This is a genomic window from Sedimenticola selenatireducens, from assembly GCF_007625115.1.
Lineage (GTDB): Bacteria > Pseudomonadota > Gammaproteobacteria > Chromatiales > Chromatiaceae > Sedimenticola > Sedimenticola selenatireducens_A.
Genome location: NZ_VMNH01000009.1, coordinates 153765 through 173845 on the forward strand (window position 1 = coordinate 153765; position 20081 = coordinate 173845).

The 20081-nt window shown below is 50.3% G+C and carries 17 protein-coding genes; 11 read left to right on the top strand and 6 right to left on the bottom strand.

Features of this window, described 5'->3' with window-relative positions:
- Window positions 1-273 precede the first annotated feature (273 nt).
- Window positions 274-789, bottom strand: coding sequence for a 3-hydroxyacyl-[acyl-carrier-protein] dehydratase FabA (fabA, locus tag FHP88_RS09590; RefSeq protein ID WP_144358821.1), 516 nt, complete (start codon window positions 787-789; stop codon window positions 274-276).
- A 67-nt stretch (window positions 790-856) separates the two neighbouring features.
- Window positions 857-2581, bottom strand: a complete 1725-nt coding sequence (locus FHP88_RS09595) for a proline--tRNA ligase (RefSeq protein ID WP_144358822.1) — start codon at window positions 2579-2581, stop codon at window positions 857-859.
- A 262-nt stretch (window positions 2582-2843) separates the two neighbouring features.
- Between FHP88_RS09595 and FHP88_RS09600 the strand changes: the two genes are divergently transcribed.
- Both FHP88_RS09600 and FHP88_RS09605 read left to right on the top strand, forming a co-directional pair.
- Window positions 2844-3464, top strand: a complete 621-nt coding sequence (locus tag FHP88_RS09600; RefSeq protein ID WP_144358823.1) for a transglutaminase-like cysteine peptidase — start codon at window positions 2844-2846, stop codon at window positions 3462-3464.
- Between the two features lie 79 nt (window positions 3465-3543).
- Window positions 3544-5505 (top strand): EAL domain-containing protein, encoded by a 1962-nt coding sequence (locus FHP88_RS09605; protein WP_186297673.1) that lies wholly within the window; start codon window positions 3544-3546, stop codon window positions 5503-5505.
- Between the two features lie 332 nt (window positions 5506-5837).
- Here FHP88_RS09605 and FHP88_RS09610 read toward each other — a convergent pair whose 3' ends face one another.
- The gene (locus FHP88_RS09610; protein ID WP_186297674.1) at window positions 5838-6275 is read right to left on the bottom strand and encodes a DUF4124 domain-containing protein; all 438 of its coding nucleotides are present in this window, start codon (window positions 6273-6275) and stop codon (window positions 5838-5840) included.
- Window positions 6276-6665: 390 nt separating this feature from the next.
- Between FHP88_RS09610 and FHP88_RS09615 the strand changes: the two genes are divergently transcribed.
- From FHP88_RS09615 to FHP88_RS09655, 9 genes are all read left to right on the top strand, one after another.
- A complete protein-coding gene (locus tag FHP88_RS09615; RefSeq protein ID WP_144358826.1) occupies window positions 6666-8384 on the top strand; it encodes an acetolactate synthase 3 large subunit in 1719 nt (572 codons plus the stop codon).
- Between the two features lie 2 nt (window positions 8385-8386).
- Window positions 8387-8878 carry an acetolactate synthase small subunit gene (ilvN, locus tag FHP88_RS09620; protein WP_144358827.1) on the top strand — a complete coding sequence of 164 codons (492 nt, stop codon included), beginning with the start codon at window positions 8387-8389 and terminating at the stop codon, window positions 8876-8878.
- A 93-nt stretch (window positions 8879-8971) separates the two neighbouring features.
- Window positions 8972-9982 (top strand): ketol-acid reductoisomerase, encoded by a 1011-nt coding sequence (gene ilvC, locus FHP88_RS09625; RefSeq protein WP_144358904.1) that lies wholly within the window; start codon window positions 8972-8974, stop codon window positions 9980-9982.
- Window positions 9983-10165: 183 nt separating this feature from the next.
- A complete protein-coding gene (gene pssA, locus FHP88_RS09630; protein WP_420492997.1) occupies window positions 10166-10945 on the top strand; it encodes a CDP-diacylglycerol--serine O-phosphatidyltransferase in 780 nt (259 codons plus the stop codon).
- Window positions 10946-11259: 314 nt separating this feature from the next.
- Window positions 11260-12804, top strand: coding sequence for a 2-isopropylmalate synthase (locus FHP88_RS09635; RefSeq protein ID WP_144358829.1), 1545 nt, complete (start codon window positions 11260-11262; stop codon window positions 12802-12804).
- Window positions 12805-12822: 18 nt separating this feature from the next.
- Complete coding sequence (locus FHP88_RS19460; RefSeq protein ID WP_144358830.1) at window positions 12823-13698, top strand: uracil-DNA glycosylase; 876 nt, start codon at window positions 12823-12825, stop codon at window positions 13696-13698.
- 25 nt (window positions 13699-13723) lie between these two features.
- Entirely contained in the window at window positions 13724-14188 is a 465-nt protein-coding gene (rimI, locus tag FHP88_RS09645) for a ribosomal protein S18-alanine N-acetyltransferase (protein WP_144358831.1), read from the top strand.
- Between the two features lie 94 nt (window positions 14189-14282).
- Window positions 14283-15863 (top strand): peptide chain release factor 3, encoded by a 1581-nt coding sequence (locus FHP88_RS09650; protein ID WP_144358832.1) that lies wholly within the window; start codon window positions 14283-14285, stop codon window positions 15861-15863.
- A gap of 99 nt (window positions 15864-15962) precedes the next feature.
- Complete coding sequence (locus tag FHP88_RS09655; protein WP_144358833.1) at window positions 15963-16205, top strand: BolA family protein; 243 nt, start codon at window positions 15963-15965, stop codon at window positions 16203-16205.
- Between the two features lie 98 nt (window positions 16206-16303).
- On the opposite strand, the gene FHP88_RS09660 is transcribed toward FHP88_RS09655, so the two are convergent.
- From FHP88_RS09660 to FHP88_RS09670, 3 genes are all read right to left on the bottom strand, one after another.
- A complete protein-coding gene (locus FHP88_RS09660) occupies window positions 16304-17812 on the bottom strand; it encodes a fumarate hydratase (RefSeq protein WP_144358834.1) in 1509 nt (502 codons plus the stop codon).
- Window positions 17813-17933: 121 nt separating this feature from the next.
- Entirely contained in the window at window positions 17934-18176 is a 243-nt protein-coding gene (locus FHP88_RS09665; protein ID WP_144358835.1) for a hypothetical protein, read from the bottom strand.
- A complete protein-coding gene (locus FHP88_RS09670) occupies window positions 18166-20031 on the bottom strand; it encodes a Na/Pi cotransporter family protein (protein ID WP_144358836.1) in 1866 nt (621 codons plus the stop codon). The genes FHP88_RS09665 and FHP88_RS09670 overlap by 11 nt, the downstream gene beginning before the upstream one ends.
- Window positions 20032-20081 lie beyond the last annotated feature (50 nt).

Genomic DNA, 20081 nt, shown 5'->3' on the forward strand with positions numbered 1-20081 from the left:
ACCGATATAGCTGAATATTAAGCCAAGAATGACAAGTTTGTATGCGGATTGGGTGTCATAAATTCTGTATTTAGGAACTCATATCTTGTTTTTGGTCCGGAGACCTGTTTTTTTGTCGACTGGGTCACACTATTCTGTAGCGCGCTGACGGTGTATTGCTCAAGAGTGCATGACCTTTTTTCTTCTCAGTAAAGAGCGGACGGGTGGCAGGGTGTGAGGACAAGGGGCGTTGATGTAGCATCATCACCCCTTGCCTGAATCTAGAGATGTCGTCTAGAAATTATCGGTAGAGACGAAGAGCCCTACGCGTAAATCCTTGGCCGTGTATATTTCACGGCCATCAACCTTCATGACGGCATCGGCCACGCCCATGACCAGGCGACGTGTGATGACACGCTTGAGATCGATTTGGTATGTGACCTTCTTGGCTGTGGGGAGTACCTGGCCGGTGAATTTAACCTCGCCAACACCCAGGGCTCGGCCATGACCTGGGTTACCCAGCCAGGCTAGATAGAATCCGACGGCCTGCCACATGGCGTCGAGCCCCAGACACCCCGGCATGACAGGGTCGCCTGGAAAATGGCAGTCGAAAAACCACAGATCCGGGGTTATATCAAGTTCAGCCAGGATTTCACCTTTGCCATAGGCGCCACCTTCATCTGCTATGCGGGTGATTCTATCCATCATTAGCATGTTAGGTGTTGGTAACTGTGCATTACCTTCACCAAACATTCTTCCGTGGCCGCATTCAAGCAACTCATCTTTTGTAAAGCTCTGTTCTTTAGCCATGAATCCAGTTTCTCTGTGTTATTGTTCGTATCAATTATGAGCCACATTCCTTTGCGTATCTCTATATTCAGGTGGTGATGCCTGCTTGTTTGAGCAGATAGGGGACGACCTGCTCAATCTCAATTAAGTGGTTCTCTGTATCAGTGCGGCCGCGATACTCAAGTTTGCCATCATCGAGACTGCGTTCTCCGATGACCACTCGATGCGGTATGCCAATCAACTCCATATCGGCAAACATGGCCCCTGGGCGTGCGCCACGGTCATCCAGCAGCACATCAACACCCGCTTCGGTTAAGGCTTGATATAGCGCCTCTGTTGCTTCTCGTACCCGATGCGATTTATCCATTTTCATAGGGCAAAGTGCAACTTGGAAGGGGGCGATGCTGGCTGGCCAAATGATACCGCTGTCATCGTGGTTTTGCTCAATGGCAGCCGCTACCACACGGGAGACGCCGATACCGTAACAGCCCATCTGCATAACCACGCTACGCCCGTTTTCATCTAAAACGGCGGCCTTCATGGCGTCGCTGTATTTATCGCCCAATTGGAAAATGTGTCCCACTTCAATACCACGAGCAATGGTCAAGGTACCTTTGCCATCAGGACTGGGATCACCTTCTTGAACATTGCGGATATCAGCGATATTGGGGAGGGGTAGGTCGCGTCCCCAGTTGATGCCAAAATAGTGTTGTCCATCCTGATTCGCCCCAGCGCTGAAATCGGCCGTCAGAGCGACAGTGCGATCCACAATGCAGGGGATGGGTAGGTTGATCGGTCCCAGTGAACCGGGGCCTGCTCCAATGGTATCCCTGATCTGCTCTTCTGTGGCAAAGGTGAGCGGGGAGGCCACTTCAGGCAGCTTCTCCGCTTTAATCTCGTTCAGGTCGTGATCACCGCGAACCAGAAGGGCGATGAACGGTGTTTTTTGTGACTCATCGGCGACAACAATCAGTGTCTTGATGGTTCGCTCAATAGGTTGCTGAAACTGTTCCACCAGATCCTGAATAGTCTTGGTATTTGGCGTATCGATGAGTCGTAGCGCTTCGGTTGGGGCCGGCAGTTCTGATCCAAGGGCAACGGCCTCTGCGGTCTCAATATTTGCCGCATAATCACTCTCTGTTGAGAAGGCAATGGCGTCTTCTCCTGAGTCAGCCAATACATGGAACTCTTTTGATGCGTTACCACCGATGCTGCCGCTGTCTGCCTGGACTGCCCTGAAATTGAGGCCGCAGCGGGTAAAGATCTGACTATAAGCCTGGTGCATCAAATCATACGTCTGCTGTAAGGACGGCTGGTCAACATGGAAAGAGTAGGCATCTTTCATGAGGAACTCGCGTGCCCGCATCACGCCAAATCGTGGTCGAATCTCATCGCGAAATTTGGTTTGAATTTGATAGAAGTTGATGGGCAGTTGTTTATAACTGTGCAGCTCATTCCGTGCCAGATCAGTGATGATCTCTTCGTGGGTCGGCCCGTAGCAGAAAGCACGTTTATGGCGATCGTTAATCCGTAGCAGTTCCGGGCCATACTGTTCCCAGCGACCAGATTCCTGCCAGAGTTCTGCTGGTTGGACCGATGGCATGAGCACTTCCAGTGCTCCTGAGCGATCCATCTCTTCTCTGACGATAGTCTCAATCTTTCGCAGTACACGAAGACCCAGCGGTAACCAGGTATAGAGGCCCGCAGCGAGCTTTCGGATCATACCGGCCCTTATCATCAGCTGATGGCTACTGATCTCGGCGTCGGAGGGGGTCTCCTTCACAGTCTGGAGTGGGAATTGGGATGTGCGCATGTGTGTGAAATCCAGGGGGTCTTGGTGCAAATCGATCTATTCTAACGATATGCCTTGATTGGGACAAATTAAGAAGGGCGTCCAGAGGACGATATGGCGATTTATTCCTTAAAAATCTACAGCTTTATCTGTATCTGCCGATTATATAGAAGATATTTGGCCTTCAATTTCGGTAGCACCTTTGTTAATAACGCCTGCCAATCAATGTAATCACAGCGCAATCTTGGACGATCGCCGTCAATTGATCGGGTGGTCTTTACTGATGGCCGTGTTATTGCTTTGCGGTATGGTCACTGCAGAGAGCTTGGTCAATGCCGAGCTTATTCAGTGGGTCAAGCAAAAATACGGTGAGCCTGCTGCAGCCAGAATGCATGAATGGCAGGGGCTGATGGAAGGCCATAAAGATAAAAGTGAAGATGAGAAGCTCCTATTAGTGAATGACTTTTTCAATAAACTAACGTATCGATCTGATCTGAATATTTGGGGTAAGAGTGATTACTGGGCTACTCCGTTGGAAGCGTTAGGGCGTGGTCAGGCCGATTGTGAAGATTACTCCATAGCCAAGTATTTCACGCTCAGGGAGATGGGTGTGGCTGATGAAAAAATGCGCATTATGTATGTGAAGGCCTTGGAGTTGAATCAGGCCCATATGGTTCTAACCTACTATCCAGAAGAGTCCGCTGTGCCTTTAGTGCTCGACAACCTTAATAGCCAGATTCTCTCCGCTGATAAGCGAGGAGACCTTGCGCCCGTGTACAGTTTTAATGCGGAAGGCCTCTGGCTGGCCAAAAACAGGGGCCGTGGACAGAAGGTTGGGTCATCTACGCGTATCAGTCTATGGCAGGATCTGAAAGCCAGAATGGCAAAGGAAGCGTCGAAATGAACGGTTTTCGGTATCAGTTTAAAAGAGTAGCTAGTAAGGCCGGACGATGGCCAAAGGAAATAATCCAGGGGAAAGCATTATGACTTTGTCGAAACAGCTTGTGGCATTGATTGTTGCCCTACTGCTGCTGGTGTTTGCGGGTACCTTCTTGATAAGCGTGCATAACACGCGTGATTATCTTGAAAAGCAGTTGGAGTCTCATGCCCAGGATGCGGCCACCTCGTTGGGCCTATCGATATCGCCTTATATGGAAAATAACGATATTGCAACCGTGACATCCATGACGGATGCCATTTTCGATCGCGGCTTCTATCGAGTGATTCGTATCGAAGATATGCAGGGTAAACCTCTGGTGGACAGGGTGCTGCCAGTGCAGATCGAAGGCGTGCCTGAATGGTTTATAGAGCGTCTTCCGCTGACCACTCCAGAAGGGCAGGCGACCCTGATGAATGGCTGGCTACAAAGTGGTCGGGTCGTCGTGAGGAGTCACCCGGGCTATGCCTACAATCAGTTGTGGCAGACCATAGCGAGTACGCTCAGGTGGTTTTTGGTAAGCGCTGTCATTGCGTTGTTGATTGGCGTTGTGTTGTTGCGTCAGGTGTTGCGTCCGCTTCGGGCTGTTGAGGAGCAGGCAAACGCTATATGTAACAGAGAGTTTCCAATACTGGAGAAGATGCCGCGAACAACAGACATGCGCCGCATTGTCGAGGCCATGAATCGTATGTCCGCCAAAGTACGGCAGATGCTTGATGAGCTGGAGCGACGGGTCTTAGGATTGAGGCGCCAGGCTTACCAGCATCCCGTAACGGGATTGGCGAATAAGCGCTTTTTCATGGATTTGCTCACCAATCAGGTCAATTCAATCGAGGAGTTTTCTTGTGGAGCACTCTGTCTGATTCAGTTGAAAGCATTTAAACAGTATAACGATAGTCATGGCTATAAGGCGGGTGATGAATTGCTGCAGGATGCGGCCAAGCAGTTGGAAGCGGTTTCTGCGCAATGGCCAAAAAGTCAGCTTGCCCATCTTGCGGGTGCCGATTTTGCCCTGCTGGTGCAAGAGTGTTCCGAGCAGCAAGCGGCTGAGTTGGCAGAACAACTCTCGGCGACGCTGGTTGGGCTGTATGGTACAGGGAAGTTGGCTGATCCGGACGTTGGGCATGTGGGTGTGAGTTACTTTGATGGTAGTCAGAGCGTCTCGATACTGCTTTCAGAGGCTGATACGGCACTGCGCATGGCCCAAATATCTGGCGCAAATGATTGGCATCTGGCCCGCTCAGATGAAAAGGTTCAGGGTCAGGTTAGGGGTGCCTCTCAATGGCGTGATTTTATTGGCCAGGCCCTTGAGCGGAACGTCATCAAGCTTCAGTTCCAGCCTGTTGTCACCTGTACCGATAAGATCCTGCTGCATCGGGAAGTATTAGTGCGAATCCCTGAAAATCTGGATTTGCCCGATGAAGGTGGATTGCTTTCTGCCGGGTTGTTTATGCCGCAAGCGGAGAGTCTGGGCATGACGGCAGATATCGATAAAAATGTGATCTCCCAGATACTTAAATTACTCACTGATTCGCCGAATGACCAGATTCAGTATGCGATCAATATCTCGCCACCCTCCATAAAGCAGGATGGATTTATGGGCTGGTTGGAGGAAAAGCTGCAGGAGTATAAGCAGGTTGCCCCGCGTATGATCTTTGAGCTGCCGGAGTATGGTGTGGTTGCCAATATCGACAAGGTCACCGAACTATTGGCTTTGGTAACAGGCTATGGTGCCAGGCTTTCAATTGATCATTTTGGTCGCAGTTTTGGTTCATTGGCTTATTTACGCTCTATGAAGGTCCACTATTTGAAGATAGACGGCAGTTTTATGCGCTCAATTGAGCAGAATAGCGATAATCAGTTCTTTGTCCAGGCCCTTGCCGAGATTGCTCATGGGCTGGAGATTGAGGTGATCGCAGAAGCGATTGAGACAAAGAGCGCCTGGGAACTGCTGCCTTCGCTTCATATGGATGGAGCGCAGGGGTATTTTATTGGCCGTCCTGAGTGATCATGGCTGTGATCGTAGTAGGGGTCGTCGATTTAGCTTAGGCAATAAAAAACCCCGAAGACTTTCCTTATCTTCGGGGTTGCCGTCGTATTCTTTAGGCAGAAAATGGCATCCATTCGCCCATCCTTGAAGAGTTGTGCCGATCCATGGCCTTCCTTGCTTGACGGTGGATAAAGTATGGCTCACATTGCTAGGATCGAGTGTAGGGATGTACTACTGCGATTTGTAGGAATTATCCTAAACAGCCCGCCAATGATGCAGTAATCTATTTATATTACGATTATTATATCTTTAAATATCAATGTGTTAGTATTAGTTTATTCTCTTGGTAATTATTTATCACAGTACTCTTCGATGCCTTTTTTGCTCTCTTGTATTTTTTGTTGGCGCTCCTCTTCAGTGAGCCGCTTATAGAGACCATCCGGCGTCTTGACCAATTTATTACCTAGATTTTCATACAGGGATAGATTGCTGGTCGCCGCTTTGCAGTTATCAGCCTTTATTTTGTTGGATTCTTCGATCTCAGCCTTGGTAGGGCCAGCTGGTTTCTCTGGGGCCGCCGCCTCTTTTGCCTGTCCATCCGTTGATGGTTTTTCAGGTGGGGCTGCAGTCGATGTGTTGACCTTGATTTCAGTGGCCTCACCTGAGGGAGGAGGAGACTGGGAGTAAACCGTCATACCGCTGTCATCTACCCAACGATACATGCGCGCTTCAGCGCTGCCGACCAATAACAAGGCAAGACCCAGAAGAGATGCTGTTCGGATAACCATGTGTATCATCCTTGTATAGACTGTGAAGAAGCCGATCTTTAATTTATGGCTGCCATTGTAGGGTTTGGTTTCTTAGGCAGCAAGGATGGATTTCGCAAAACAATGGTTTTTACATTGTTGAAGTAACTCTCTGAATCGACATAATAAATGATCCGGACAGACCAAGCTGACCAATCTGATTTTGTTCGTTTGAATTGCCTGAACCTGGTTGAAGCTCGGTGAGTTGTATTCCTGATCGCTTCTGACAGGGTGATCCTCAATGGTTTATTGGCCAATCTAGCTTGACCTACCTGTCTTATATGAGTAATTTGTACCGTTCGATTTTTCCCCTGTTTATTGTGTAGGCTGGTGCGGGAATAGCCCGTTAACTGGTTGTTTGGGAGGTTTTTTGTGGAATTGAGTGGTGCCGAGATCGTCATTCAGTGTTTGAAAGACGAAGGCGTTGAGCATGTGTTTGGTTATCCTGGCGGGGCTGTGCTCCATATTTACGACGCGCTGTTTCAGCAGGATTTCGTAAAACATATTCTGGTGCGCCACGAGCAGGCAGCCACCCATGCAGCGGATGGGTATGCCCGTTCTACCGGTAAACCAGGCGTCGCTCTTGTAACGTCCGGTCCTGGGGCAACGAATGCCGTTACAGGTATCGCCACCGCCTATATGGATTCCATTCCGATGGTCGTGCTTACTGGCCAGGTCCCGACCCCTTTCATAGGGAGTGATGCCTTTCAGGAAGTGGATACAATTGGTATCACACGTCCCTGCGTAAAGCACAATTTCCTGATAAAAGATGTCAAAGACATCGCCGAGACTTTTAAAAAGGCGTTTTTTATCGCGACCTCAGGTCGGCCAGGCCCCGTGGTGATAGATATTCCAAAGGATATCACTGATCCGAATATCAAAATTCCTTACGAATATCCTAAAAAGATCAAAATGCGTTCTTATAGTCCAGTCGTTAAGGGGCATCTGGGGCAAATTAAGAAGGCCGTCAACCTTATACTGAGTGCCGAACGGCCGGTTCTGTACACTGGAGGCGGTGTCGTTATTGGGAATGCCAGCGATGAGTTGACTGAACTCACACGGACACTTGATTTTCCCATCACCAATACCCTGATGGGGCTGGGTGCTTACCCGGCAAGTGATAAGCAGTTCATTGGCATGTTGGGTATGCATGGTACCTATGAAGCCAATATGGCCATGCACGACACCGATGTGCTGATCGCCATAGGTGCCCGGTTTGATGATCGGGTAACGGGGCATATCGCCCATTTCTGCCCGAATGCAAAAATTATACATATCGACATTGACCCCTCATCTATTTCAAAAAATGTCAGGGTGGACGTGCCAATCGTAGGCCCAGTCAAAGGCGTACTTCAGGATATGTTGAAGGTGCTGAAGGAGAGCAAGAAGAGTTCTAATACTGCGGCCTTGAAAAAATGGTGGGCGCAGATTGACAGCTGGCGTTCTGCGAAATGCCTTACCTATGATCGCAGTCACCCGCAGATCAAGCCGCAGTTTGCGGTAGAAACCCTGCATAAAGTGACCAATGGGGACGCATTTGTAGCGTCTGATGTCGGACAGCATCAGATGTTTGCGGCTCAGTTCTATGGATTTGATAAGCCGCGGCGTTGGGTCAATTCTGGCGGGCTCGGAACGATGGGCTTTGGCTTGCCTGCCGCCATGGGTATTCAGATGGCTCATCCCGGTGCGGATGTGGCGCTAGTGACTGGCGAGGCGAGTATCCAGATGTGTATACAGGAGTTGGCCACTTGTAAACAGCATGACTTACCAATCAAGATTATGTTGCTGAATAACGGCTATATGGGAATGGTTCGCCAGTGGCAGGAGTTCTTCTATGATGGCCGCTATTCGCACTCCTATGTAGATGCCTTACCGGACTTTGTTAAGCTGGCTGAGAGCTACGGCCACGTGGGAATGAAGATCGAAAAACCAGCCGATCTGGAAGGGGCAATGAAAGAAGCCTTCTCCTTGAAAGATAGACTGGTATTTATGGATGTCGTGATTGATCCGACTGAAAACGTCTATCCGATGATTGAAGCCGGAAAGGGTCACCACGAGATGTATCTTCCCCCGAAAAGTGAGCTGGTATAACCATGAGACATATCATTTCAATTTTGATGGAGAATGAAGCAGGCGCACTTTCACGGGTAGCCGGACTGTTCTCCGCCCGCGGTTACAATATCGAGTCGTTAACCGTTGCTCCGACAGAGGACGCTTCTCTCTCCCGCATGACCTTGGTTACTCGGGGCGATGAAAATATCATTGAACAGATTACTAAACAGCTCAATAAGCTGGTGGAAGTCGTCAAGCTACTCGATCTCTCTGAGGGCCCTCACGTTGAGCGTGAGATGATGCTGATCAAAGTCAAGGCTGAAAAGAGTCAGCGTGAAGAGATCAAGCGTCTGGTGGATATTTTCCGCGGTAAGATTATTGACGTCACTGATACCAGTTATTTGATAGAGATGACCGGGCAGGCCTCTAAATTGGATGCCTTCGTCAAGGCGATTGAAGAGGATCTGATCGTTGAGGTAGTACGCACTGGGCCTTCTGGTATCTCTCGTGGCTCAAAAGGTTTAACCCTCTAAGCATCATTGCGAATCGATACGTAAAATTTAAATGACATGCTGATGGCATGTCTCTGGATTGAAGCACTATTTAAAGGTAATACAGATATGACCATGAACATCTATTATGACAAAGACGCCGACCTCTCTCTTATCCAGGGTAAGAAGGTTGCTATTGTAGGGTACGGTTCACAGGGCCATGCCCATGCCAATAACCTGAAGGATTCAGGTGTCGATGTCACGGTGGCATTGCGTGCGGGTTCCGCATCAGCCGTTAAGGCTCAGAATGCCGGTCTCAAAGTAGATACGGTAGAAAGCGCCGTAGCGGCGGCTGACGTGATCATGGTGCTGACCCCAGATGAGTTCCAGTCCGTGCTTTATCGTGAGCAGCTTGAGCCAAACCTGAAGCAGGGTGCAACCCTGGCGTTTGCTCACGGTTTTGCCATTCACTACAACCAGGTGGTTCCACGTGCTGACCTGGATGTGATCATGATCGCACCGAAGGCTCCAGGCCATACTGTTCGCTCAGAATTCGAGCGGGGCGGTGGTATTCCTGACCTGATCGCTATCCATCAGGATGCCAGTGGTAAGGCTAAAGATATCGCGCTCTCATACGCCTCGGCTATCGGCGGTGGTCGCACAGGTATTATTGAGACCACTTTCAAAGATGAGACCGAAACTGATCTGTTCGGTGAGCAGGCAGTACTCTGTGGTGGTGCAGTTGAATTGGTTAAGGCCGGTTTTGAGACCCTGACTGAAGCAGGCTACGCTCCAGAAATGGCCTATTTTGAGTGTCTGCATGAGTTGAAACTGATCGTTGATCTGATGTATGAGGGGGGTATTGCCAACATGAACTACTCCATCTCAAACAACGCAGAGTATGGTGAGTATGTCACCGGCTCCAAGGTAATCAATGACGAGAGCCGCGCCGCAATGCGCGAGTGTCTGAAGAACATCCAGACGGGTAACTATGCCAAGCGTTTTATTGCCGAAGGTCAGTCCAACTATCCTGAGATGACCGCTATGCGCCGCTTGAATGCCGCTCATGATATTGAGGTGGTAGGTGAGCGTCTGCGTAGCATGATGCCTTGGATTAAGAAGATCGTGGATAAGTCCAAGAACTGATCCAGCTCATTCTGCAAGAACAGCCGCAGGTTGCCATGTGCGCAACTTGCGGTTTTTTTATGTTCATGGATGGTTGGGAGCGGCTTTGCCAGGAATTATTTATCCCGGCTCAACTGCCCGGTTACTGTCTTTGATCGCCAACTCATCTATAATCAGGCCAGTTTACTAGTCAGGATGGAAATAATGCCCGAGACACCTCAGCAGCAAAAACCGAGTCGCGGCATCTACCTGTTACCGAATCTTTTTACTACAGCCGCCCTGTTCAGTGGCTTTTATGCGGTACTTGCCGCAATGAGTGGAAAATTCGAGCATGCCGCGGTAGCCATCTTTGTCGCCATGGTAATGGATGGTCTGGATGGCCGGGTAGCGCGTTTAACTAACACCCAGACCGCTTTTGGGGCTGAATACGACAGCTTATCCGATATGGTGGCTTTTGGATTGGCCCCTTCATTGGTCATGTATGTCTGGTCATTGAATCATCTGGGCAAGCTGGGGTGGCTAGCCGCTTTTGTCTACACGGCAGGAGCGGCTTTACGTTTGGCCCGTTTCAATACACAGGTTGGCACGGCTGATAAACGTTACTTCCAGGGATTACCCAGTCCAGCCGCTGCGGCAATATTAGCGGGTTCAGTTTGGGTTGCCGTTGAGTATCAGATTGAAGGCGTGGATGTATCCTATCTGGCCTGTTTCATCACGCTCATCTCCGGTTTGTTGATGGTGAGTAACGTGCGCTATAACAGCTTTAAGGAGATCGATTTTAGAGGCAAGATCCCCTTTATGAGTGTGGTTGTTATGATGCTGGTCCTGGCCGTCGTGATAAGCCAGCCGCCGACCGTACTCTTCATCCTTTTCATGGCTTATGCCATATCGGGACCCGTGTTAACGCTGCGCTATCTGCAGCAGCGCAGGGCAGAGAGGAAGGCTGCACAGAAGATAGATGGCGAAGATAAATCAGCCGAGTGATTGAATCGTTAATGGTAGGTATGTCTTAGCGCGCTGCTTGGCAATTGGATATCCTTGGGTTATATTCGGCCTATACCGAGGATTAAACCCGAATGAAACCCTTTGACTCACAGCTTAGCTATCACACTGCCGAACAGGCTGGTGTGGCTGTGCGTCCTCTCCGCGCTTTACTACCCTCTCTGCTGCGACTACTGCCCTGTGGGGCATAAAACGACACGCGCCCTGGCGAGGGCTAACCACGCAGACAACCCGAATTCATAGACAGTATTAAGGTAACCCACATCATCGGTGTGGTATTACTCCGGGAGCAGATAATGAGCAACCCAGATAAATTATTTATATTTGACACCACATTGCGTGACGGCGAACAGAGTCCTGGGGCCTCCATGACCAAGGACGAGAAACTGCGCATTGCCAAGGCACTGGAGAAGATGCGTGTCGATATCATTGAGGCCGGTTTCCCAATCGCCAGCCCGGGTGATTTTGATGCCGTTCAGACGATTGCCCGCACGATTAAAGACAGCACCGTCTGTGGTCTTGCGCGTGCGCTTGAGGCCGATATTGATCGCGCGGGTGAAGCGTTGCGTGATGCCAATTCAGGGCGTATTCATACCTTCATCGCTACCTCGCCCATCCATATGGCACAGAAGCTGCGCATGACCCCGGATGAGGTCGTTAAACAGGCGGTATGGGCCGTCAAGCGTGCACGAAAATACACGGATAATGTGGAATTTTCTCCAGAGGATGCCGGACGGTCAGAGATTGATTTTCTCTGCCGTGTGATTGAGCAGGCTATCGATGCGGGTGCGACGACGATCAACGTTCCCGATACCGTTGGCTACAATTTACCGCAACAGTTTGGTGAGACCATTCGCACCTTGATGGAGCGCATTCCAAACGCGGATAAGGCGGTATTTTCCGTTCATTGCCATAATGATTTGGGTTTGGCGGTTGCGAATTCCCTGGCAGCGGTCACCCAGGGAGCACGGCAGGTCGAGTGTACTATTAACGGTCTTGGAGAGCGGGCGGGTAATGCCTCACTGGAAGAGGTTGTGATGGCGGTCAGGACGCGTCGTGATCTGTTCAGCTGTGATACGAATCTTGATACCACGCAGATCGTCAATTGTTCCCGACTGGTATCCGGTATTACCGGGTTTCCCGTGCAGCCGAATAAGGCGATCGTGGGGGCCAATGCTTTTGCCCATGAATCGGGAATTCATCAGGACGGGGTCCTGAAAAACCGTGAAACCTATGAAATCATGCGTGCCGAAGATGTGGGTTGGTCGCAGAATCGGATGGTGATGGGCAAGCACTCGGGTAGGAACGCCTTCCGTACACGCCTCGAAGAGCTGGGCATCACGTTCGACTCCGAAGAAGAGGTGAATGATGCGTTCCGACGTTTCAAGGATCTGGCGGATAAGAAACATGAGATATTTGACGAAGATTTGCAGGCGCTGGTTTCAGATGCCGGTTTCAGTGCCGAGAATGAACGGGTCAAACTGATCTCTTTAAAAGTGTGCTCTGAGACGGGTGAGATTCCCCATGCCCGTGTCGTGCTTTCCGTGGATGAGAAAGAACTGGCAGGCGATGCAACAGGTAGTGGTCCTGTCGATGCGGCGTTCAAGGCGATTGAGTCGATGGTCAATACGGAATCTGAGTTGCAGCTTTATTCGGTAAACGCTATTACCAGTGGCACGGATGCGCAGGGTGAGGTAACGGTCCGGCTACAAAAAAATGGCGGGATTGTAAACGGTCAGGGTGCGGATACCGATATTGTGATTGCCTCTGCGAAGGCTTATGTGAATGCCGTGAATAAGCTGGATCAGGCGCACAAGGCACATCCTCAGGGGCAGGTGTAGCGCCTCATTGAAAATGTTATGAAACCGTTGTTGAGAAAAGCATATCTGGAGGCCATGGGTATCCAATCTTGGATGCCCCGGTCTGCCGCCCCCAGTGAACTGAAGGCTGATAGTGGAGAGACTGCCGTTGAAGTTGAACCTGTAGCTGTTTCAGTGATACCGGCAACGGAACAAATACCTCAACAGGCCATCCGACCATCCCCACAAGCTCACTCAATGCCAATGGCAGATTCACCTCCCGACTGGCTGGATGATATTCCCTTGCCTGATGATGAGTACGCCCCATCTGCTATTCCAGATGAACTGACGAATGAGAACAATGGATCGGTGTCAAATGATGGTATTGGTCAGCTCAGCTGGACGCAACTAGCGTCACGAGTGGCCCAGTGTACGGCCTGTGAACTGCATAAAACGCGTACTCAAACCGTATTCGGTGTCGGGCTACAGACGGCAAAGTTGATGGTCATTGGGGAGGCCCCCGGTGCCGATGAAGATCGAAAGGGCGAGCCCTTTGTCGGTCGAGCCGGGAAACTGCTTACCGCCATGTTAGGCGCAATCGGGCTGGAACGAGATCATGTCTATATTACCAACATACTCAAGTGTCGACCGCCTGGAAATCGTGACCCGCGGGCTGAAGAGTGTCTCCACTGCGCGGCCTATCTGCAACGTCAGATAGCGCTGGTTAATCCGCAAGTGATCATGGCATTCGGTGCTGTAGCGGCCCATAACCTCTTGCAAAGTGATGAGCCTGTAGGCAGATTGCGGGCCAAGTCACACCAGCTCAAGGGTATTCCTGTTGTTGTCAGCTATCACCCTGCCTACCTGCTCAGGTCACCGGAACAAAAGGCCAAGGCATGGCAAGATCTGCAGCGAGCTGCCCGACTTATCTCATGATGGGCTTGATTGGCGGGTGCAGCAAATGAGCGCCCTACTCAAAGACCCTCTGCTCAAGCTACGCCCGCTACGGGAGAGTGATATTGATGCCATCATGGCAGTGGAGCGGCGCTGTTATGAACACCCCTGGACACCGGGAATATTTCGGGATTCCCTGAAAGTAGGTTATCACTGCTGGGGCTACTTTCTTGATGAAAAGCTTATCGGCTATGCCGTGATGTCAGTGGCAGCCGGGGAGGCCCATATACTCAATATCTGTACCCATCCTGATCAGCGCGGTCAGGGTCTTGCCCGTCGTTTGATGATGCGCGTGATAAATCGAGCCAGAGAACAAGAAGTGGATACGGTATTTCTGGAGGTCCGCTCGAGCAATCGTATTGCACAGGGGCTATACGAGTCACTCGGCTTTAATGAGATCGGCATGCGCCGTGGTTATTACCCGGCTGGCCAGGGCCGCGAGGACGCGATTCTTTTTGCCAAAGTACTTTGAAATCTGTTCCAGACAGATCGTCATACGGGAATGCCCCTGAGCACCCGCAAATTATTGTATAATTCCGCCTTTACCCTGTAACCAGTAGAACTCCATGTCCGAACTTCTCAAGCAACTGCAAAGACGACGTACCTTTGCGATTATTTCCCACCCCGATGCGGGTAAAACCACGCTGACTGAAAAGCTTCTGCTATTTGGCGGTGCGATCCAGATGGCGGGGACGGTAAAGGGGCGCAAAGCAGCACACCACGCTACCTCAGACTGGATGGATATGGAGAAAGAACGTGGTATCTCCGTAACCTCATCCGTGATGCAGTTCCCTTACGGTGACGGTATCGTCAATCTATTGGATACCCCGGGACACGAAGATTTCTCGGAGGATACTTACCGAACCTTGACGGCTGTTGACTCGGCGCTGATGGTGATCGACGTGGCCAAGGGTGTTGAGTCTCGCACCATCAAGTTGATGGAAGTGTGTCGCATGCGGGACACTCCCATTCTGACTTTCGTCAACAAGCTTGACCGAGAGGGCCGGGACGCCCTGGATATTCTGGATGAGATTGAGGAAGTCCTGGAGATCCAGTGTGCCCCCGTTACCTGGCCTATTGGCATGGGGAAACGTCTTAAAGGGGTATTTGATCTGCGGACAGAGACGACGCACCTATTCTCAGCAACGCATGGTGGCAAAATCAAGAGTGGTGAGCTTATCGTAGGTCTGGATAACCCGCGCTTGAATGAAGTCTTGGGTGATATGGCCGATGAGCTGCGCGAAGAGATAGAACTGGTGCGCGGTGCGAGTCACGCCCTTGATCTGGATGCCTATGCGCGAGGTGAATTGACCCCGGTATTTTTTGGCTCGGCGATTAATAACTTCGGTGTAAAAGAGCTGCTGGATGCCTTTGTTGAGTATGCGCCAGCCCCCCGTCCGCGGGAGACGCGACAGCGTCTGGTTGACCCAAGTGACGAGAAGTTTTCTGGCTTTATCTTTAAGATTCAGGCCAATATGGACCCTTCACATCGTGATCGCATCGCCTTTATGCGGGTTTGTTCTGGCAGTTATACGAAAGGCATGAAGATGCGTCATGTCCGCATTGGCAAAACGGTACAGATTAGCAACGCGATCACCTTTCAAGCGGATGAACGGCGCCATGTAGAAGAGGCTTGGCCTGGAGATATTATTGGCTTGCATAATCACGGCACGATTCAGATTGGTGATACCTTTACCGAGGGTGAGGAGCTGAAGTACGAAGGTATTCCCTATTTTGCTCCCGAGTTGTTCCGCCGTGTTGTCCTGAAGGATCCACTGCGACTCAAGGCCTTGCAGAAAGGTGTGCTACAGCTTTGCGAAGAGGGGGCAACACAGGTCTTCCGACCGCTGAAAAACAATGACCTGATCCTTGGGGCTGTTGGTGTGCTTCAGTTTGAAGTGGCGGCGCATCGACTTAAGGGTGAGTATGGCGTAGAAGCGATTGTAGAGGCTGTCAGTGTCAGCACCGCTCGTTGGGTCGTGTGTAAAGACGCCAAGATGTTGGAGCAGTTCAAGGTTAAGGCACATGAGAATCTAGCGCTGGATGGGGATGATCAGTTGGTCTATCTGGCACCGACCCGGGTTAATCTCAGCCTGGCTGAAGAGCGTTGGCCGGATATTCAGTTTTTAGCGACCCGGGAACTTTAAAGGAGCTGTCTATTCCCTGTGGAGGTGGGGGTGTTACCGTTACCAAAGGGCGCTAGACTGTTCCTATGACTAATTAAGCATTTTGATGAGGTTGTGTTGATGGAAATTGAAGCAATTGTTGCGCTTATTGAATCCGGTATGCCGGGTTGCCAAGCTTTGGTTACAGGTGATGGGCGTCATTTTGAGGCCATTGTTATCAGTGAAGAGTTCGAGGGTAAAAGCCCGCTTCAGAAACAGCGGATGGTGATGGCAACGGTAAAGGCTCAGCTGGAGAGTGATCAGCTTCATGCATTATCAATTAAGACCTACACCAAAGAGCAGTGGCAGACCCTGCAAGGGTGAGCCAGAAATAATCATCGATCGAATGGATTGGGTGTTCTAGATGTTAAAATGCTGGAACGCCTTATAGGGCGTTCCAGCAAAGCGTAGCATTACTGCGATCAAAGTTTTCCGATTTTAACTTTCCACTCCGCAGGGCCTGTCTGGTGTACGGATGTTCCTTGCGAATCAACAGCGACCGTAACGGGCATATCTTCTACCTCGAATTCACGGATCGCTTCCATCCCGAGATCTTCGAAGGCCACCATCCGCGAAGAGCGGATGGCCTTGGAGACCAGGAAGGCTGCACCACCCACGGCCATCAAATAGACCGCCCCATGTTTTTTGATGGATTCGATAGCCGCAGGTCCACGTTCTGCTTTACCCACCATGCCAATCAGTCCGGTATCACCCAACATCATATCGGTGAAGGCATCCATGCGGGTAGAGGTTGTAGGTCCGGCGGGACCGACCACTTCATCGCGAACGGGATCAACAGGTCCAACGTAATAGATAAACCGGTTGTTAAAGTCGACGCCATCGGGGAGTGATTCGCCTTTGGCCAGCATGTCTTGAATACGCTTGTGGGCGGCGTCGCGCCCCGTCAATAATTTTCCGGAAATAAGCAGACTCTCACCGGGTTTCCAGGTGGCGATCTCTTCTTTGGTGATGTTGTCAATACTGACGCGGCGAGCCTTAGTACCACCTTCCAGACTGATATCCGGCCAATCTTCTGGCTTTGGTGGGGTGAGGATGGCGGGGCCACTGCCATCCAGTGTGAATTCCACATGGCGGGTGGCGGCACAGTTTGGAATCATTGCAACCGGCAAAGAGGCCGCATGTGTTGGGTAGTCCTTGATTTTTACATCCAGAACGGTGGTCAGCCCGCCCAGACCCTGTGCGCCAATGCCCAGTGCATTGACCTTTTCAAAGAGTTCCAGGCGTAACTCTTCAACCCTGTTTTGCGGCCCACGCGCCTTCAATTCGTGAATGTCGATGTGCTCCATCAATGACTCTTTGGCGAGTAGCATCGCCTTTTCAGCCGAGCCCCCAATGCCAATGCCGAGCATGCCGGGCGGACACCAGCCGGCACCCATAGTGGGTACGGTGTTCAACACCCAGTCGACTAGGCTACCGGAGGGATTAAGCACAGTAAATTTGCTCTTGTTTTCCGAGCCACCGCCTTTGGCGGCGAGACTGATCTCGACGGTATCACCTGGAACTATCTGTGTATGGATCACTGCCGGGGTGTTATCACGGGTGTTTTTTCTTGCCCCGGCGGGATCACTGACTACCGAAGCACGCAAGACGTTGTCTGGATGGGCGTAGCCCTGACGGACCCCTTCATTGACCATATCTTCAAGACTGAGCTTGGCATCCCACTGCACATTCATGCCCACCTTAAGAATGGCGGTTACCATGCCGGTGTCTTGGCATATAGGACGATGCCCTTCGGCACACATTTTTGAGTTAACGAGTATCTGAGCCATGGCATCCTTGGCTGCAGGGGACTCTTCCTTTTCCCATGCGCCCGTTAACGCTTTGATGTAATCAGCCGGGTGATAGTAGGAGATATACTGCAGTGCATCAGCAATGCTTTGGATCAGGTCGTCTTGCTTAATTGTGGTCATGTGATGTCCCAGATGCTGGTGATTATCTGAGCATACATTATACCTGGAATAGCCTGGGGTGGGTAAAAAAGCAGAACTATAATAAGACAATAGTCCAATTATTGGCGTGGTCTATATCAGGTTATTTGAGCTCCTTTAAAGCCGAAATACCTTTCAGTCGTTGCGCCCGCAGAATATCTAACTCTTTGGCTAGCCTCGATTTCTTGGTTTCATCTTTTTCATGTTCTGATCTCAGCTGCAATTTCCGCTCCTTATCGCGTAACTGTTTCAGAATCAATTTCATTTTCTCCCGCTTTGTTTTCAGGGTGCGTTGGTCAAGATTTAGATAATCAGCCAATTTGTGCAGCAGTTTTTTACGTTTCATTTCGGGAGTGTTCCTGATGAATACTGTTAGAAATTGATTCATTTGACTCAAGCGCCTGATGATGATCGGAGACAGCCTGGAGCTCATTGTCATCCAGGGCAATCGTTCGAACCGCTTGTGCCATATCTTTAGGGCCGGTAACAAACAGCGTTTGTGCCGCCCGAATCAAATTCATGGCGATACTATAGGTGTAGTTGCTGTCGTTCATCAACGATGTGCCCTTTTCGGGGCTTATACGACCTTTTCGCATCATCTCGTTGAGGGTTAAATAGAAGGACTCATGCGTCTCTTTGACCATCAACTTCAAAGCATCGAGGGAGAGAATAGCGGTGTCACTCTCATCTGTGAGTCTAATCTCTTCAAGTTGCCGTATTATGACAGCCAGTTGGCTTCGGAGCTGATCGTATGCGTACCGCATGGCGGTATCATCGGCATTGATATAACGGATCATGTTTTTCTGCAGATGCTTCATGTCTTTAATAGATTCAACGACATGTTGATTGGCTTCGCGCAGATGATGAAGATCCGCTGATTGTTCCACTTGCCACGAAAAATCCGCACGGCTGATAAAGGCCACAATAGCACTGTAGAGGCCTTTAATACTGCGCGCATAGGCCGCATCAATATCCAGTCGGGTCAGTTTTTTCTGTTCTTCCGCAACTTCCAGTAAATCCAGGGTGGAGAGTATTTCGGGCCTTTTATAGCCCAGGGCATGGATCAGGATGCTCTGGGCATTGTCATAGACATGGAGAGACTCCTCCAAGACAGCCTTGGCGGCCGTTTCCGGGAAGTCGATGGCCGAGTCGGTAAGATACTTGGGTTGATCAATCTCCGGTTTTTTCTCCTTGAATAGTCTTTCAAGTAGTTGAACAAGTGGTTTGATGAGAGGCGTCATCACCACAACGCCAATGATATTGAATAGCGTATGAAAGAGGGCCAGTTTTAGGGTGTAATCATCCTCCCGAATACCTGTTAACAGACTAATTTCATCAACAGTGATGAGGAGTTGTTTTATAAACAATATGGCAATTAGACCTGTCACCAGGTTAAAAGCAAGATGGGCTGCTGCCAGTCGCTTGCCTTGGGCATTGGCGCTGATCGATCCGAGGATGGCAGTAATGGTCGTACCGACATTGGCCCCGATAGCCAGCGCCAGTGCGTTTTCATAGGTAATCTGCTGTGCGGCGAGCGCCGTAATAATCAGCACCAGCGTGGCATGGCTGGACTGCATGACAAAGGTAGCCAGTGCGCCAATGAGTGTAAACAGCAGCAGACCTGAGAAACCCTCGACAGCATATGCCGCCAGATTAATGGTCTCTTTAAAGGCCTCAAAACCCTCCTTCATATAGTGAATGCCGAGAAAGAGGAATCCAAGCCCAACCAGTATGTAGCCGATACCGTTCAGGTTTTTTGACTTCTGGAATATCAATAGAACGCCAAACACCAGCATGGGCATAGCGTAGGCTGAGATCTTTATTTTTAAGCCTAATCCTGCAATCAGCCAAGCGCCCGTGGTCGTTCCTAGATTGGCGCCGAAAATAATACCAATACCGCCCATCAAAGTGAGTAGGCCCGCACTGAGAAACGATATAGTAATGACGGAAACCAACGAACTTGATTGCAAAATAGAGGTGGAGATCATCCCGAAGGAGAGGCTTTTCCAGAGGCTCGAGGTCGTCTTGTTAATCAGTTTTTCAAGAATGCCGCCGGTGAAAGTGCGAAATCCCTGTTCAAGCGAGAGCATGCCAAACATGAAGATCGCTACACCAGCAGAGATTTCCTTAAAGTCATCACTCAGCCAGAAACCGTAGGCGAGAATAAAACAGATAGTCGGTAGCAGTATTTTTTTAAGCATATCCCTGTCAGGTGGATGGGTTGGTTTTATTATGTAGCTGCCACCTAGCT

Bases quoted from the DNA above. Each gene is read 5' to 3' on its own strand.
- fabA (WP_144358821.1), bottom strand. From the start codon at position 789: ATGGCTAAAGAACAGAGCTTTACAAAAGATGAGTTGCTTGAATGCGGC.
- FHP88_RS09595 (WP_144358822.1), bottom strand. From the start codon at position 2,581: ATGCGCACATCCCAATTCCCACTCCAGACTGTGAAGGAGACCCCCTCC.
- FHP88_RS09600 (WP_144358823.1), top strand. From the start codon at position 2,844: ATGGCCGTGTTATTGCTTTGCGGTATGGTCACTGCAGAGAGCTTGGTC.
- FHP88_RS09605 (WP_186297673.1), top strand. From the start codon at position 3,544: ATGACTTTGTCGAAACAGCTTGTGGCATTGATTGTTGCCCTACTGCTG.
- FHP88_RS09610 (WP_186297674.1), bottom strand. From the start codon at position 6,275: ATGGTTATCCGAACAGCATCTCTTCTGGGTCTTGCCTTGTTATTGGTC.
- ilvN (WP_144358827.1), top strand. From the start codon at position 8,387: ATGAGACATATCATTTCAATTTTGATGGAGAATGAAGCAGGCGCACTT.
- ilvC (WP_144358904.1), top strand. From the start codon at position 8,972: ATGAACATCTATTATGACAAAGACGCCGACCTCTCTCTTATCCAGGGT.
- pssA (WP_420492997.1), top strand. From the start codon at position 10,166: ATGCCCGAGACACCTCAGCAGCAAAAACCGAGTCGCGGCATCTACCTG.
- FHP88_RS09635 (WP_144358829.1), top strand. From the start codon at position 11,260: ATGAGCAACCCAGATAAATTATTTATATTTGACACCACATTGCGTGAC.
- FHP88_RS19460 (WP_144358830.1), top strand. From the start codon at position 12,823: ATGAAACCGTTGTTGAGAAAAGCATATCTGGAGGCCATGGGTATCCAA.
- rimI (WP_144358831.1), top strand. From the start codon at position 13,724: ATGAGCGCCCTACTCAAAGACCCTCTGCTCAAGCTACGCCCGCTACGG.
- FHP88_RS09650 (WP_144358832.1), top strand. From the start codon at position 14,283: ATGTCCGAACTTCTCAAGCAACTGCAAAGACGACGTACCTTTGCGATT.
- FHP88_RS09655 (WP_144358833.1), top strand. From the start codon at position 15,963: ATGGAAATTGAAGCAATTGTTGCGCTTATTGAATCCGGTATGCCGGGT.
- FHP88_RS09660 (WP_144358834.1), bottom strand. From the start codon at position 17,812: ATGACCACAATTAAGCAAGACGACCTGATCCAAAGCATTGCTGATGCA.
- FHP88_RS09665 (WP_144358835.1), bottom strand. From the start codon at position 18,176: ATGAAACGTAAAAAACTGCTGCACAAATTGGCTGATTATCTAAATCTT.
- FHP88_RS09670 (WP_144358836.1), bottom strand. From the start codon at position 20,031: ATGCTTAAAAAAATACTGCTACCGACTATCTGTTTTATTCTCGCCTAC.